The sequence below is a fragment of the Gardnerella vaginalis 1500E genome (assembly GCF_000263595.1).
Taxonomy (GTDB): Bacteria; Actinomycetota; Actinomycetes; order Actinomycetales; family Bifidobacteriaceae; genus Bifidobacterium; species Bifidobacterium vaginale_E.
Map to the genome: position 1 here is coordinate 120,843 of NZ_ADES01000007.1, position 15,409 is coordinate 136,251.

Sequence of the window (15,409 nt, forward strand, 5' to 3'; positions counted from 1 at the left end):
CAATTTCTATAAAAATTCAGGTAAGAATTTTGAATAAAGAATAAAGTAAGCTCTATACACAAAGCTTAATTGCCATAAACAGATGGCTTTAATACTGCAATACTATTGAGATTGCGGTAACGTTCGTCATAGTCCATGCCAAAGCCGACGACGAAAGCATCCGGAATTTCAAATCCCGTGTAGTCGATTTTAACGTCAACTTCGCGGCGAGCTGGTTTGCTTAGCAGCGCAAAAACTTTAACGCTGTTAGCTCCGCGACCCTTCAACTCGTTTACCAACCAATCGAGAGTTCGACCGGAATCAACAATATCTTCAACAATAAGAATATCTTTGCCGCGAACATCCGTACTCAAATCTTCGCGAACTTTAATATGACCGCTAGTTTGAGTACCGCTGCCGTAACTTGACAAACTCATAAAGTCCATTGGCGCATTAACGCTCAGCTCTTGAGAAAAAACAGCAAGCGTATTAACAGCGCCTTTAAGCACTGCTACGAGCAAAATATTACGATTTTTGTAATCTTCGCTCACTTGCTTTGCAACCTCACGAATACGCTTCATAAGGTCTTCGTGGCTGATTAATTCATAGTCAATGTCATCTCGTATATCTGCAACTTGCATGTTCACTATCTTGGCATAAACGAATGACGATGTTACGAGCGTGCCGCAACGCTTCATAATGATTAGGTAACGAAATAGGCTTTTGTCCGTGCCAATTTACGCTAAGTTCGTCGATTGCTTTTATGTGACTTGACGAAAAACGCAGTAAAAGCGCTGTTAAAGCTCTTGCTATAACACGACGGCGAATTGAAGGATGATACTGCGATAATTTTTTTGCATCCAAAACTATTTCTTGAGATTTTTCGTTAGCTTGCAAAATAGTTTCATAAGCTTCGTCGACTTTAGAATTTATGTAGTCAAGATCATCTTGAGCAAAATCGGCGCCTCGGGAAAGTATAGTCACCATATCTGCTTGTAAAAAGCGAGAAATATAAGGCATAAGAGTGTGTCTAATCCTAGAGCGCAAAGGGTAATTTTCGCAAAGTTCAAGATTTTGTGCAGACGTGTCTCCATTAGTAGGATCATCCCACCAAGAAATTCCCAAATCTTCACAAATTCCAGTAGTTTGATTGCGAGTAAGCTCAATAAGCGGACGCGCAAAACGCACGTTTTGGCGCAAAGTTACAGCTTTCATACCAGCGACTGCTTCTAATCCTGCAGAATCTTTTAATCCAATAAGCACTGTTTCTGCTTGATCGTTAGCAGTGTGAGCTAGTAGAACTACGGCTGCTTTCTGAATTTTTGCGACTTCAATAATAGCTTCGTAGCGCGCAAACCTTGCTGCAGATTCTTCACCTTCGCCAGAATCTTTTACTTGAACAGACTTAATAAAAACGTATTTTTCTTTTATTCCAGCCTGAATACAGCGTTTAGCAGCCTCGAGAGCAACTTGGGTTGAATTAGGCTGAATATGGTGGTCAACAATTACTACGCCGCAACGAAGCCCTCGAGACGCGCAAACAATAGAACTAAGCGCTGTAAGAGCAAGAGAATCCCTGCCTCCGGAGCAAGCTACAAGAACTAGAGGAGCATCGAGTGCAGTCTCATGCGTGCCGTGCTCATTAAAACACGAATCCTGGCTTTGAAGCGAAAGCTTGTCGAAGCAACGATTTATTGCGCCGATTCCTGCGCACATACAAGACGAGTAAACCATATCGTCTAGTTTAGCGCGATTAGTAGCAGAAAATAACCAAGTAAAATATTAAATATTAGAGGTTTGGAAGCTGAGCCATGAACTTGTTAATCGCCACAAAGGCTCCCCAAAAATCGTAGGGTTGATTTGCAACAACAGCGAAAGTTAAAACGCCACCGCTTTTTCGAGATACGTTTCCAGACATGGAACTTACTTCGCTTAAGGAACCGGTTTTTACGCGCAAAAGTCCTGCAGCGGACTCATCCGCCAAACGCTTTCGAGAAGTGCCAACTAAGCCCGGCAAGGACAATCCTTCAGAAGAAGCAGCTCCCCCAGAATCTGCATTAATATTTAGCACCTGAACTTTTGCCAAAGTTGTAACAAGAACATGAGATTTTGGAGATAATCCCGAACAATCAGACATATTCAATCCGCGCGTGCTGATTTTAAGCTTACGCAAGCCTTCTTCTACCGCTTGAACCGCACCTTTCGGAGAATTGCTTTTATGAGACGCAATAGCAGTTAAACGGCCAAATTCTTCCGCCAACGTGTTATCTGAAAGTCGAAGCATATAAGACATAACTTCATTAAGAGGCGCTGAAGAAACTTGCGCAAGAAGACGCGAATTTTCGGATATTAGCGGGCGCGTTTCGCTTACTTCAATTTCAGGATTTTGAGAATCTTCCGACTTATTTTCATCTTCGGAATTTTTGCTATTATTCGAGGAGTTTTCAGTAGAATTTTCCGCTTTTTTATCTGTTTTCTCGGAATAATTTCGTACTTCAATTCCTTGCTTAATAAGCAACCTTGCAAAAACTTGGCCTACGCTTAAAGCAGGATGAGGATCCGAAAGCGGAAAATCTGTTATTGCATCGGCATCAATACCAAGAATTTGAAGATCACGCTGTCGAGCATCATCAATAGCCATAGACGAAGTTTCGGCATAAAAACGGCGTTCAGTATCCGTTTCATAAACAAGAGCAGGAGCGCGCTTTGCACCAAAAAGCGAATCATCAAGCGAAAGAGAAACTTCGTGAATATTATCGAGCTTTAAGGCGGCTGCAGTTCTTTTAGCTAAAGTTGTTAAACCAGCCCTACCGTTTACGTGAGACCAGTCGTTTTCACCAACCCCAAGAAGCATATCACCATTGCCGCGAAGCACAATTTTACGTAAGTTTGAGCCTGACTTTGAGCCGGAAGATTGCTCAGAATCTTTAGCTGATTTAGGCAGCAAAAATACTTGAGTATCAAGAGTTGAACCCATATCCAAAGTTCTTGAAGCAACGGCTGCAGTTAGGGTTTTAAGAGTTGACGCAGGTTCTCGAGGAGTATTCGCTTCGTGAGAAGCAATCACACTTCCATTAGCATCCATGATTACTACAGAAGTATTATCACTTATTGAAGGATCAGCAATTAAAGCGTCAATAAGCTTCTGAGATTGCTCGCGATTAATAGGCTTTCCGTAAGTTGCACCTTTTGCTAAAGAAGGAACACTAAGCAAAGCGCGCGGAGAAGACACAACAGTTGATTTGTGTTGCAAGCGCAAAGTTAACGGACCTGGCAAAATATCGCATACGTCAAGCGAAACATAAGTAACCATAATCACAAGGCTAAGTATTGCAGACAAACTTGCAATAAGAAAACGCCAACGAGATGGATACTGGCTTCTTAAAACCATAGCAGCATATTTGCTTGGTTTTTTAGAATCGATTTGTTCTAAAGAATCGCTCGATTTTTGTGCACTCGCATTAAGAGTATTTAAGGCATCGTTTGAGCCTTTACTACTTTCCATGCGAGCACACCTTTAAATCGATTGCAAATACCGCGCTTAACTATACATTGCGCTTGCAACAAAGCGTGCGTAAATTACGCAGTAATCGAGGCGAATCTGCGCAAGTTTTCTACAATGCGAATTATGCGCTTATCCATTACTTTGCCACCAAGAATTACGCCAACAACCAGCACAATTGCGCCGTTCACTATGAACATAATGCTTGCAATCCACAAAAGATTCGGGTTAATAGCCAAAAACGCCATAGCTGCAGCAATAGATGGAATCATGCATACTGCAGCAAGAAGCGTAAAACCTATTGGCGCAAAGGATCTAGCGCCTGCAGAACCTTGCGGCCTAGAAAATGGCTTTTCAATTGATGCCACAGGGTACATTGCAATGCACGAAGAAACTGAGCCAATACCTATGGAAGCAAAAGCTACTCCGATTGGTGAAAGAATCTGGAACATAAACGCATTTACACTTTGTTGAATATTTGCTACAAAGAAGAGGAAAACGTAAAATCCTACTCCAAGAAGAACAAAATACACAACACAAATCACGGACCAAACTATTGAATGCGCTAATCGATCGTTCACGCCTTTTACGCCAATAATCGCGTGCATAGTAAAAGCTGTGCCATCGTATGCAATATTGTTTCCAACAACCATGCCAATCATCAAAGCAGCATACATAAGCCAGCCAGATACGCCTAAACCATCTGCCAAACTCTCAAAGCCTATGCCACCAGCAACACTTGCAGTTGGAACTATCAGCATAAAAAGAGGCATAAGAAGCAAAAATAGTTGGCGCATATCTCTTCTCATAACGCTAATAATTCGCGCAATAATCGCACCGACTGTGTTGTCTGGAACTGCTGCAAATAAGCCAATTCCCTTAGTTTTAACAACTGTTTTTTGTTCACTGCGCAGTAGCTTAGGTTCTAATTTTGCACAAAATACAGAGATTGCAAAGCAAGCAGCAATTGTTACAACGCAAATAAGGAAGCGAGTAGCAAGGGCAAGCCAATTTCCATTAATAGCATCGAGCGGCAAAACCATAGCTGCACTTAATGGCGTAAAAGCAGATACAGAGCACAAACTTGAGCTGATCAAAATTTTATTTGGTGAACTACCATGCCCGTTCATTGATGCAACAAAAATCATGTACGCTATAAAAATAGCAAAGTAAAAAATGTTTCTTGAATGCTTGTTTATTAAAATAGTGTCTAAAAGTTCAATAAGCATTTTGCTTAAAGACACGATTGTTGCAACGTAAAGCGGAGCCGCGATTACGCTTACTAAAACTGGCACAATTCCAAAGCTTCGGTACGCTAAAGACCACAAAACAAGCGCGATTGTGCTGCTTATAGAAAGCGCTCCAAAAAGAGAGCCAAGAAGCATACCAGCTTGCTGCTTTACGTAAGGAATACCGTAAAGCGCAAAACTACGCGACTTTAGTGTTGTGTCACTTCCAAACATAAACAGGTTTATAAAAAGCGTAAAAATTGACACAATAGACGCAACCATTATTGGAAGAGCTTGGAATTCCTGCCAATTTTTAGTATCTGGAAGCATGCCTGGATCAAGATACTTTCCTGCTTCCCAACCTGCAAAACCAAGAGCGCATATAAGCGCAAGTCCAAAAACAATTGCTATGCCAAAGCCGATTTTTTGCCAAATCGACTTTCGCATAACAGAAAAAGTAAGCGCCCAGCGAAGGCGAACCATTGTAAAAATCATAGACATGATTACTTACCGCCTTTCGCTCACGCGTTGTAATTACTTGCGATTGGTGTTGCGCTATTGCCGCCGTTAAGCCAGTCAATGCGCGCAGCAGCGTGGCGTCCGCCAACAAGCTCCATAAAGCGATCTTCAAGATTCTTGCCTTGAGCCACCTCTTCAAGAGTTCCAGCAGCTGCAACATGACCTTCGTTAATAATTGCCACGTGCGAGCACATTTTTTCGACTAATTCCATAACGTGCGAAGAAATAATCACCGTTCCGCCAGTAGAAACATATTCGGCGAGAATATCCTTCAAATTTGCGCTAGAAACAGGGTCCACTGCCTCAAAAGGCTCATCGAGCACAAGCACGCGAGGGCTGTGGATCATAGCTGTTGCAAGGCAAATCTTCTTAGTCATACCAGTTGAATAGTCCGAAACCATAGTGTTTGCGGCTTCTGTTAAGTCGAAAGCAGAAAGCAAGTCGTTTGCACGCTTTACGGATTCCGCGCGACTCATCTCGCGAAGCATGCCAGCGTAAGTTAAAAGCTGAAGACCGGTAATCGTCTTAAAAATCTCATCTGCTTGAGGCATTAAACCGATTGCGCGCTTAGCGCTATTTACGTCACTCCAAACATCGTTGCCAAAAATCGAAGCCGAGCCAGCATCTGGCATAAGCAAGCCCGTAAGCATCTTAATCGTAGTGGTTTTGCCAGCACCATTAGGGCCTACTAATCCGTAGAAGGATCCTGCTGGAATGCTCAACGAAAGATTATCTACAGCAACTTTTTTGCCAAAAGTCTTAACAAATCCGCGAATAGAAACTGCTTGAACTTCTTCGCTGTCAGCGGCGTAAGTGTTTGCGCCAAAAACTGGAATGCTACCAGCAGAAGCACTTTCTGAAGCACTGCCAGCAGGATTTGCATAAGGAACAGAATCTACCATAGAAACCTCGCAAGATACAGATAAACGCACGCATTGCGCCACATTAATTGCGCAATCGCACGTTTACACCAGGGCTTCTATTATCTCACACTCGCAATTTTTGCGCAATCGCGCCACAGCAAGCAAGAAACTCGCGCCACACTAGAGAATTTGATTCTTTCGCTCAGTGACCGGTGTGCTGAATCGGCTTCCACTCGCTCTTGGAGAAAATAGCCTGGAACGCAATAGGCACGTACGAAAGCATAAAAATCGGGAAGCTAAGAGCGTACGCAAACAGCTCCTTATTCGTGGCCCCAAGCTTATCGTGCTCAACTAAAATCGTAAGAGACACGAACACCATCATTCCAAAAACGCTTGTAACAGTAGTGGTTATAAGGTTTAGCGAAGACTCTATTTGACTCGTCCACGTTACAAAGCCGAAGGCAGCAAACACGAATCCCAAAATTAATCGCACAATCGCCAACACCATAAACGGGCAAAGCATAAGAGTAAAGTCAACGGACGAAAAATCGCGTTCTCGAATACCGTGGCGAATAAGAGCTGCTCCATAGTAGCGGAAGACTTGCAAAAAGCCTTTACTCCAGCGAAGGCGCTGTCTCCAACTTTGCCTAAACGACACTGGCTGCTCGTCGTAAAGCACAGCAGAACCGCAGTAGCCAACCTTGTCTCCGTGAAGAATTGAATCCATTGTAAACTCAAGATCTTCGGTAAGAAGATGGAATTTCCATCCGCGATTTCTGTGCATAATTTCACGCGAGAACATGAAGCCTGTGCCACCTGCGTGACAGCTTGACCCAAAAAGCATGCGCGAATTGTTAGTAAAGCGCGACTCTCGAATAAACCAAAGCGCAGATCCGGAAGAAACCCAATTGTCGGAAAGATTTACGGAATTTCGGTAGCTGGTTAAAATCTGGTAGCCAGCGTGGAATCCCTTATTCATCTCCTCAAAATAGTGAGGATCTAGCTTATTATCCGCGTCAAAAACAAAATACGCGTCATAAACCTTATCCGCACAAATTTTCATAATGTGGTCAAGCAAATAGCTGAGCGCAAAACCCTTGCCAATATGCTCTTTATCGAAGCGCTCGATTACATTGCAGCCGGCATCTCGCCCAACTTTAGCGGTTTCGTCTGTGCAATTGTCGGCCACAAGCCAAATATCAATTAGATTATGCGGGTAGGTTTGCGTTTGAATACAGTGAATAAGATTTCCTATTACAGCTTCCTCATTTCGGGCAGAAATAAGAACTGCGTAATGCTTATCCATTGGAGCGTCTGGAAAAACAATAGGCTTAGCAAATAGCGACGCCACAGCACACACACCCTGGTATACAACGCTGCTTATGCCGATAATTATTACTAATACGTCAAATATTGATAGAAAAATCATTGCTTCCAACCGCTCCGTGGATTATTTTTTACGTTATTTTTTACGTTTTTAGTATTTTTTTCGCTACTAGCACGCTGCTTACCACTAGCTCGCTGCTGGCTACCAGTTAGTTTCTTGTGATTCACGCGCTTCCTACTATTCAAAGCAACATCTTTATTTACTTGATCTAATATTTCGCGCGAAATCGGCATCGTTTCTAACGCATCAAGCTGATCCGAATCAGAAGAAGTTGCGTTATCGTCATTCACATCTTCCGAATCAGCAACATACGCTTGCTTGTACCAGTACAAAATATCTTCATTCATAGAAACGCGCGAACTTGTGCCCTTCATAACACGCTGAACACTATCGCTTACAGGCTTCATGAAGTTGCGTCTAATAGATTCAAAGCACTTTACCATAATCGACTTATGCTCAGGCTTTGGATCGTCCATAAGAGGCGAAGAAACCAAATGATACTGCTTCGTGCAAACCTTAAAAATCGCCTGCAAACTTGCAGTAACCGGCAAAGCCAAGAACGCTCCAAGAGCACCAAAAACAGCGCCCAATATAAGAACAGAAAGAAACGCAACAGCAGGATTCAAATCCATAGTTTTTTCGGAAATCTTAGGAGAAATCACCATATTTTCAATCTGCTGATAAATCGTAATAAAAATTAACGTTGCAAGAGCTGCACCAAAACCTTTAGAACCCCAAGCAAAAAGAATCGGCAACGCTCCACCAAGATAAGTACCAACAGTTGGTACAAATTGCGAAACAATTCCGCAGAACAAAGACAAAGGCAACCAGTAAGGAACGCCCATTATTACGAGGAAAATTGCGATTCCAGCTGCGTTGATTGCGGCTAAAATAATTCGCGAAAACAGGAAGCTGGAAATCTGCTCCTGCACAACCGACCAAATAAATAGGAATCTGCGCTGAGACTGAGGATTCATCCAGCGGCACATGCTTCTGCGCATTTTAGGGCCGGCTGCAGAAATGTAATAAGTCACCATAAGAATTGTGAGCAAATCAAGCAAGAAGGTAAGCACACCCCAAGTGGTATTCAAAGCTTGACCAGCAAAATCAACAACCCAAGAAGTCTGCACATGCTTCAAAATTTCCATACCAAGCTGCTCAATATTCGGCATTCTAAAACCAGTGGAATGAAGCACAAATCCAGCAAACTGATTGTATAAATCTGGCAAACCCAAAGCCATAGAAACAGCCTGCTGAGCAAACAAATTACCAAACAAGCCCAAAAGTAAGCCAATAATAGCAAGAAGACCTGTTAGCGTAAAACCGGAAGCAACACCACGACGCCAACCATGCCTAACTAATTTGATTACAAGAGGCTCCATTGCGAGCGCTATAAAAATCGAAATAATAACGTCGAAAACAATGAAGGAAATGCTTCCCCATGCAAACCATAAGAAAATAGACACAAAAGCAACAATCGCAACGTAAATAAGCGCGCGGCCAAGCCAGTCTGGCGGACGCCTATCGTCACCCTTTGCAGGAAAAAGCGAAGCTAAATCTAACTTATTCCCGCTATGCTCACTTGGATTATGCATTTCATGCTCACGCGGCGACTGAGATTGCGATTGCGACTGCGATTGCGGCTCTTGATACGTCATACGCACTATTGTACTTGTGCGAACTGATGAACAGTATTTACGGCATGTAACGGCGCGTACATAAAAACAACAGCATGTAACACAAACGTAACGAGATAGTCGAGTCGCTGAAATCCAAAAATAAATCTAAAGTTCTAAACTCGTTAATGAGTTTTAAGAAAGGAATGTGTTTCCATGACCACTTTGCAAACGAAAGAAGATGCAGCAGCCCTTATTGAAAAGGAAGGCATCGAGTATGTTTCTGTGCGATTTACTGATTTGATTGGCGTGCAGCAGCATTTTACAGTTCCAGCCGACGAGTTCTTGCACAGCGCATTTACTGACGGAATGGCTTTCGACGGCTCCTCAATGCAGGGCTTCCAAGCTATTAACGAATCCGATATGAAGCTTATTCCGGATGTTGATACTGCCTACATTGATCCATTCCGCAAGCATAAGACTTTGAACGTTGCTTTTTCGATTGTCGATCCTGTAACAGACGAGCCTTATTCTAGGGATCCTCGTCAGGTTGCTATTAAAGCTGAAGCTTATTTGAAGGCTACCGGAATTGCAGATACCGCAAGCTTTGCACCGGAAGCAGAGTTCTTTATTTTCGACAAGGTTCGTTTTGCAAACGACATGCAGCGTTCCTTCTACGAGGTGGACTCCAACGAAGCTCCTTGGAATTCGGGAATTGATACCGAAGACGATGGCAGCAACAACATTGGTTTTAAGAATCGCGTAAAGCACGGCTACTTCCCTGTGCCACCAGTAGATCACAATCAGGATTTGCGCGATGACATGGTTTATAACTTGCAAAAGGTCGGTTTGATTCTTGAGCGCTCTCACCACGAAGTTGGCGGCGCAGGTCAGCAGGAAATCAACTACCGTTACAATACGCTTGTTCACGCTGGCGACGATTTGATGAAGTACAAGTACGTTGTTCACGAAACTGCTGCTTTGGCTGGTAAGGCTGCAACCTTTATGCCTAAGCCAATTGCTGGAGATAATGGCACTGGTATGCACTGCCATCAGTCGCTTTGGAAGGACGGCAAGCCATTGTTCTACGCAGAAACCGGCTACGCTCAGCTTTCTGATATTGCACGCTGGTACATTGGCGGCTTGATTAAGCACGCTTCTTCTGTGCTTGCTTTTACTAATCCTTCGCTTAACTCTTACCATCGCCTTGTTCCAGGCTACGAAGCTCCAGTCAACTTGGTTTACTCTGCTCGTAACCGTTCTGCAGCTATTCGTATTCCTCTTGCTGGAGATGCTCCTGCTGCTAAGCGTATTGAGTTCCGCGCTCCGGATCCTTCTTGCAACCCATTCTTGGCATTCTCCGCTCAGCTGATGGCAGGCTTGGATGGCATTATGAACCACATTGAGCCTCCTGCCCCTGTTGATAAGGATTTGTATGAGCTTCCTCCAGAAGAACATGACGGAATTAAGCAGGTTCCTTCTTCGCTTGGTGAGGCTTTGCAGGCTTTGGAAGAAGATCACGACTTCCTTATGCAAGGAGATGTTTTCACAAGCGATTTGATTGATACTTGGCTTGATTTGAAGCATGGTGAAATGGATATGGCTCGCTTAGCTCCAACGCCTTTGGAGTATGAGCTTTACTTCCACATCTGATTTGCAGTTAAGTTAAGATAAGCTAAGTTAATCTAAGCTAACGAAAAGCCGGCCCTACGATTTCGCGGGGTCGGCTTTTTGTGCTCAAGCAGATTGTCGCGTCAGCTTCTTATTTTCTAGCACGTATTTCACATCAGCTTGAGACGCAACTTTCGAATCGTGCGTAACAACAATCACACATTTGCCATGCTTGATAGCAAGATTCTTTAATATTGAAATAACTTCTTTAGTCGTGGCAGGATCAAGACTTCCCGTAGGCTCATCAGCCAAAATTACCGGCGCAGAAGATACCAATGCTCGCCCAATTGCAACACGCTGCTGCTGTCCGCCGGAAAGCTGCGTAATATTGCGATTTATTTCTTCCTCAGTCAACCCAAGATCTATTAGCACTTGAGCGTCCGCACGCGAATTTACTAATCGCAAATTTTCTAATGGTGTCAAATAGTCAATAAGATTAAAATTCTGGAAAACAAGCGAGATATGCTTTTTGCGATGATCACAATATCCTGTTTTTGCAATATTTTCACCGTTAAAAAGCACTTCTCCACTATACGGAGTATCTAATCCAGCTAAAAGCGAAAGCATCGTAGACTTTCCAGCTCCGGAAGCTCCCATAATGCTGTACATTTTGCCAGTTTCAAACTCCGCATTAACGTCATTTAATACAGCAATATTTGCAGGTCCGTAAGTGTACTTCACATTTTTTAATTGCAATAAATCCGACATAATAAGCTCCTTATTTTTACATAATTTAAATATGATTTATACGATTTGTTTCATTTATGCGATTGCGCTTTTAGTAGAAAATTCGCATACGCAACTACATTTCTGCTAACTCATAGCACTTAGTATTTGCCGAGGCTTCTTTATGAATATAGGCAGTACAGAAATAATTAGCGCAACTATTGAAATAAACAAACCAATAACAAAGGCGGTAAATGTTTGAGTCAATGGCAATACTGGAACACCATCCGCAATAAATGACGAATTTACACTATGCAAAATCGCAGAACCAATAACGCCAGAAAAAGCAGCACCTAATCCCAGCGAAATGACGAATGACACAATGTTGAGTATCACTATTTCAATAAGCAATTGGCTAACTATTACTGCTTTCGACAATCCAATAGACATAAGTACGCCAATCTCGTGCATACGCGCTCTAACCCAGAACACTAGTACAAGTCCAAGCACTAAAACGCCAACAAAACTTAGCGCAACAAAAATCATTCGCACAAGTTGTTGCACAGAATTAACTGAAGTTATTACACCAGACAATTGCGAAGCATTCTGCTCTACATCCGCCCACTCGCCAGAAATACTTTTAGCATCGCGTATTGCGCTAGCTAACGAATCAGAACGCTCAACAGCACAGCGCAAAACACTTCGCTTAGCAGAGCCAGCCAAAGATAACGCCGAACTTAAGTCAGTAAATATGCGATTTTCTGACGTATCCGAAGGAAGCGCTCCCTTAGTTTGCAATTTGCCGGCAAAAATGCCAACAACGCGAACTGTTACATTAACACCTTGCTTAAGAGTTATAGTAGAGCCAATCTTAAGATTATTCTTTTTAGCAAAATCACGATGCACTATTGCGCTACCAGCAGAACGATTAGTAATATGCTCACCCTGCATTAAACGGTACAATCCTTCTTGAAAACCTTGAGATAATCGAGAATCTGTTGTACCAGTAATTCCAGCAGCATGAGCCAAAACATCATCGTCTAGTCTTGGACCCTGCAAAGGAAGCAGAATTTGCTTTCCAACAGGCGTAGCTAAAACATCGCGCTCTTCCACTACATTTTTTACGCCCGAAATCGCAGCAAATTTACGAATTTGACTAGAGTCAATTCCTTCATTCGCGGCTAAATCTTGCGGAATTGGGGAATTAGATACTTTAGCATCGAGATTGGTCTCGGAATTAGAATTTGCATTACTTTTCTCTGGAAGAGTTTCACCTCGAGTTTTTGCTCGTACAGTAAAGCCTAAAGCAATACTGGATTGAAGTCGATCCCTAGCGCTCTCAACAGAAGCACTAATACCAGCTTGTGAAACTAGTGCGCTTAAAACAAGAGTCATAATCAGCACAATTATTGCGTTGCGCCGAGGCTTGCGAAATATTGCAAGCCATGCTCTAGAGCATAAAGAAATTACATCAACAATCATAATTATTCCCAATAAACTTTTATAAACTTTCTAGAACTTGCTAAAACTTGCTAAAAATACGCAATAGTTTTACTTCTGCAATCCAAGCAGTTCTCGAGGAGATTTGCACATCATCGGCAAATAGGACAAAACTACAGAAACAATAACTACCGCACATACTATTGCAGAAACTCCAACAAAGCATTGCAAGTCTACTTGCACTATAAGTTTGTCCAAAGTTCTAGTTGCCAGCGTTGATTCAAGATTTCCACCAGCTTGGCCCATAGTGCTCAAATCATTAACAGCCGCAGATTTTACGGATCCGAGCGCAGCAGTACCCATCCAAGGAGCTATGATTTTTGCAAAAAAGTATCCAACAACTAGCGAAGGTATTGCAATAAGCAAAATCTCAGTAACGTACTGGCCAGCTATAACCAGCTTGCTATTGCCAATCGCCGTAAATACACCAATCTCATGGCGTCGCTCATTCATCCACAGCAAAAGCACCAATCCAAGCGCAATAATAGCGAAAGATATTACAGCAATCGTCGTAATAGTCATCATTGAATGAACGCCTTTAGCTATTCTCAATAATCCAGTAACAAACTGATCGTCACGAGTTAGCTGATAATTTTGCAAATCAATAGGCAATTTAGCAGCCTGCGCAATAATATTATCCGCATTCTCACCGCGCTTTACTCTAAAACTTGCATCCTGATATATTTCTTTTCCTGGCTTATATTTATACAATTCGCGCGTAGTCTGCAAATCCGTATAAACCATATTGGCAGTCAGTTCCGCCCTAGTTGCAACTTGACGCTTATTTGCTCCAGAATAAATTCCAACAATATGAGTTTTTACAGTTGCGGTTGATTGGTTAATATTGTCGGCATCGTAAGGGTTAGCGCGAAGCGTAAGAGTATCTCCTACATTCAACCCATTAGCTTTAGCGAGATCTTCATGAATAAGAGATGCGTGAATATTACTAGCGTGTAAATGCTTACCTTTAGACACAGTTATTGCTTTTGTTCTAAACGCATTAAGACCTGTAGAATTATTAGTGCCCTCAATGTTAACTGCATTGCCAAACTGCTGCTCACGCTTTTGATCATAATCCTGAACGCCTGGAATTCTCGCAGCTTTAGCATTAACTAAATCCGCTGTTACATTTTGGCGAACTACGTACGATGCAACTCCATGCAACTTTGCGATTGCTTGTACATCTTTAGGTTTTACAGTTCCAGCTCCTCTAGGAGTTCCAGGATTTATTTGCGGATTATTTGCAAGTACGAAACTAGATTCCGCTTGAGCTTCAACTTTTTGCCCCTCTTTATTAGCAGCACTCGAGACGGCAGAAATTGCAAATAATAATGTTGATATAAGAAATAGAACAATGAAAACTATTAATGTTTTTATTCGTTTCCTCAGAATGTAGCGTATTGCACGAGAGATAAACGTCATCGACTACCTTTCCTCATCGAAAAAATAATTGTATATAGTATGAAAACATACAGTATGCAAACATACAGTATGCCAGTATAACATATGCACACTTATAATTGCTATATGCAAAAAGCCGGCCCTACGATTTCGCAAGGTCGGCTTTTTACTTAGCTAAAGAAACATTAAGGCATCATACTTCCTACTATTCCTGCAGTCATTACGTACAAAATAACGAAAATAACGACCACAGTAAATACGAAGATAATCCACATCCATCCGCGGTCCATCTTGCGCGTGTATCTCGAATGGCTTACAAACGAGAACGGCAGAAGAAGCAACAAAATTGAAGCAAAGCTCTGCACAAAAATAGAAGGAACTGCTAATGTAACAACGCTTAGAAGCACTGCGCAAATCTGAATTGCAACTATAGGAATCATCTTGTGTGCAAACTGCATATGCAAAATAGGAATAGGAATTTCGTCTCCAAACATTTTTGCACCCATAATCGCCACAGCGAAAGTTATGTATGTGAAAAGAATTGAAGACACAAGCTGCGCAAAGAAGACGGAAATAGGAGGCATTCCGCTTGCAAAACTTGTTGATTGCGCAAACGAAGTTCCAAAATTACCACCTGAGTTAATCAAAGAACTTAATGCAGTCACACCATAGTGTGCTGTTAAATAGGACTGAATGCCAGATAACAATGCACTTACAGCAAAAACACAACCGGCATACACTATAGACACATTGTATTGGCGAGAAGGATTCTTCAAAACATTCATAACCCAAACGAAGAAGTTAATTTCTTGTCCTTGATGCGGCTGATTTGCAGGGAAACCAAATTGGCCCGGCATTGGATGCCCTGGCATAGGTTGTTGCATAGGTTGACCCATCATTGGACGACCAGGCATAGGACCTGGATGGCCAGGCATTTGACCCGGGCGTCCTTGCATTGGCTGACCAGGACGGCCCTGCATAGGCTGACCAGGGCGTCCTTGCATAGGCTGACCTGGCATAGGCTGACCTTGCATCTGGACTGGTCGACCCTGCATAGGATTGCCTGGCATAGGATG

Annotated in this window: 11 protein-coding genes and 1 pseudogene; 1 reads left to right on the forward strand and 11 read right to left on the reverse strand. The window is 42.6% G+C overall.

Annotated features, from left to right (window positions below):
- Nucleotides 1–65: 65 nt before the first annotated feature.
- From hpt to CGSMWGV1500E_RS03615, 7 genes are all read right to left on the reverse strand, one after another.
- Nucleotides 66–620: a hypoxanthine phosphoribosyltransferase gene (hpt, locus tag CGSMWGV1500E_RS03645; RefSeq protein ID WP_004127665.1), complete on the reverse strand. Its 555-nt coding sequence runs from the start codon at nt 618–620 to the stop codon at nt 66–68.
- Entirely contained in the window at nt 595–1,713 is a 1,119-nt protein-coding gene (gene tilS, locus CGSMWGV1500E_RS03640) for a tRNA lysidine(34) synthetase TilS (protein WP_032843449.1), read from the reverse strand. Before tilS ends, hpt begins: the two co-directional genes overlap by 26 nt.
- Before the next feature lie 55 nt (nt 1,714–1,768).
- Nucleotides 1,769–3,484, reverse strand: a complete 1,716-nt coding sequence (locus CGSMWGV1500E_RS03635) for a D-alanyl-D-alanine carboxypeptidase/D-alanyl-D-alanine-endopeptidase (protein ID WP_004127671.1) — start codon at nt 3,482–3,484, stop codon at nt 1,769–1,771.
- 74 nt (nt 3,485–3,558) lie between these two features.
- Nucleotides 3,559–5,211, reverse strand: coding sequence for a hypothetical protein (locus CGSMWGV1500E_RS03630; protein ID WP_004127673.1), 1,653 nt, complete (start codon nt 5,209–5,211; stop codon nt 3,559–3,561).
- Between the two features lie 20 nt (nt 5,212–5,231).
- A complete protein-coding gene (locus tag CGSMWGV1500E_RS03625) occupies nt 5,232–6,131 on the reverse strand; it encodes an ABC transporter ATP-binding protein (protein WP_050543260.1) in 900 nt (299 codons plus the stop codon).
- 163 nt (nt 6,132–6,294) lie between these two features.
- Nucleotides 6,295–7,521, reverse strand: a complete 1,227-nt coding sequence (locus tag CGSMWGV1500E_RS03620) for a glycosyltransferase family 2 protein (protein WP_004127686.1) — start codon at nt 7,519–7,521, stop codon at nt 6,295–6,297.
- On the reverse strand, nt 7,518–9,074 hold the full coding sequence (locus tag CGSMWGV1500E_RS03615) for an AI-2E family transporter (RefSeq protein ID WP_032843453.1): 1,557 nt from the start codon (nt 9,072–9,074) through the stop codon (nt 7,518–7,520). Before CGSMWGV1500E_RS03615 ends, CGSMWGV1500E_RS03620 begins: the two co-directional genes overlap by 4 nt.
- A 237-nt stretch (nt 9,075–9,311) precedes the next feature.
- Between CGSMWGV1500E_RS03615 and glnA the strand changes: the two genes are divergently transcribed.
- The gene (gene glnA / locus CGSMWGV1500E_RS03610; RefSeq protein ID WP_004127691.1) at nt 9,312–10,748 is read left to right on the forward strand and encodes a type I glutamate--ammonia ligase; all 1,437 of its coding nucleotides are present in this window, start codon (nt 9,312–9,314) and stop codon (nt 10,746–10,748) included.
- Between the two features lie 84 nt (nt 10,749–10,832).
- On the opposite strand, the gene CGSMWGV1500E_RS03605 is transcribed toward glnA, so the two are convergent.
- The 4 genes and pseudogenes from CGSMWGV1500E_RS03605 to CGSMWGV1500E_RS06455 form a co-directional block, all read right to left on the reverse strand.
- Nucleotides 10,833–11,474, reverse strand: a complete 642-nt coding sequence (locus CGSMWGV1500E_RS03605; RefSeq protein ID WP_004127694.1) for an ABC transporter ATP-binding protein — start codon at nt 11,472–11,474, stop codon at nt 10,833–10,835.
- A 105-nt stretch (nt 11,475–11,579) separates the two neighbouring features.
- Nucleotides 11,580–12,914 carry an ABC transporter permease gene (locus tag CGSMWGV1500E_RS03600; RefSeq protein ID WP_004127697.1) on the reverse strand — a complete coding sequence of 445 codons (1,335 nt, stop codon included), beginning with the start codon at nt 12,912–12,914 and terminating at the stop codon, nt 11,580–11,582.
- 69 nt (nt 12,915–12,983) lie between these two features.
- A complete protein-coding gene (locus CGSMWGV1500E_RS03595; protein ID WP_004127700.1) occupies nt 12,984–14,354 on the reverse strand; it encodes an ABC transporter permease in 1,371 nt (456 codons plus the stop codon).
- Nucleotides 14,355–14,518: 164 nt separating this feature from the next.
- Nucleotides 14,519–15,409: pseudogene (locus tag CGSMWGV1500E_RS06455) on the reverse strand (hypothetical protein); the annotation flags it as partial.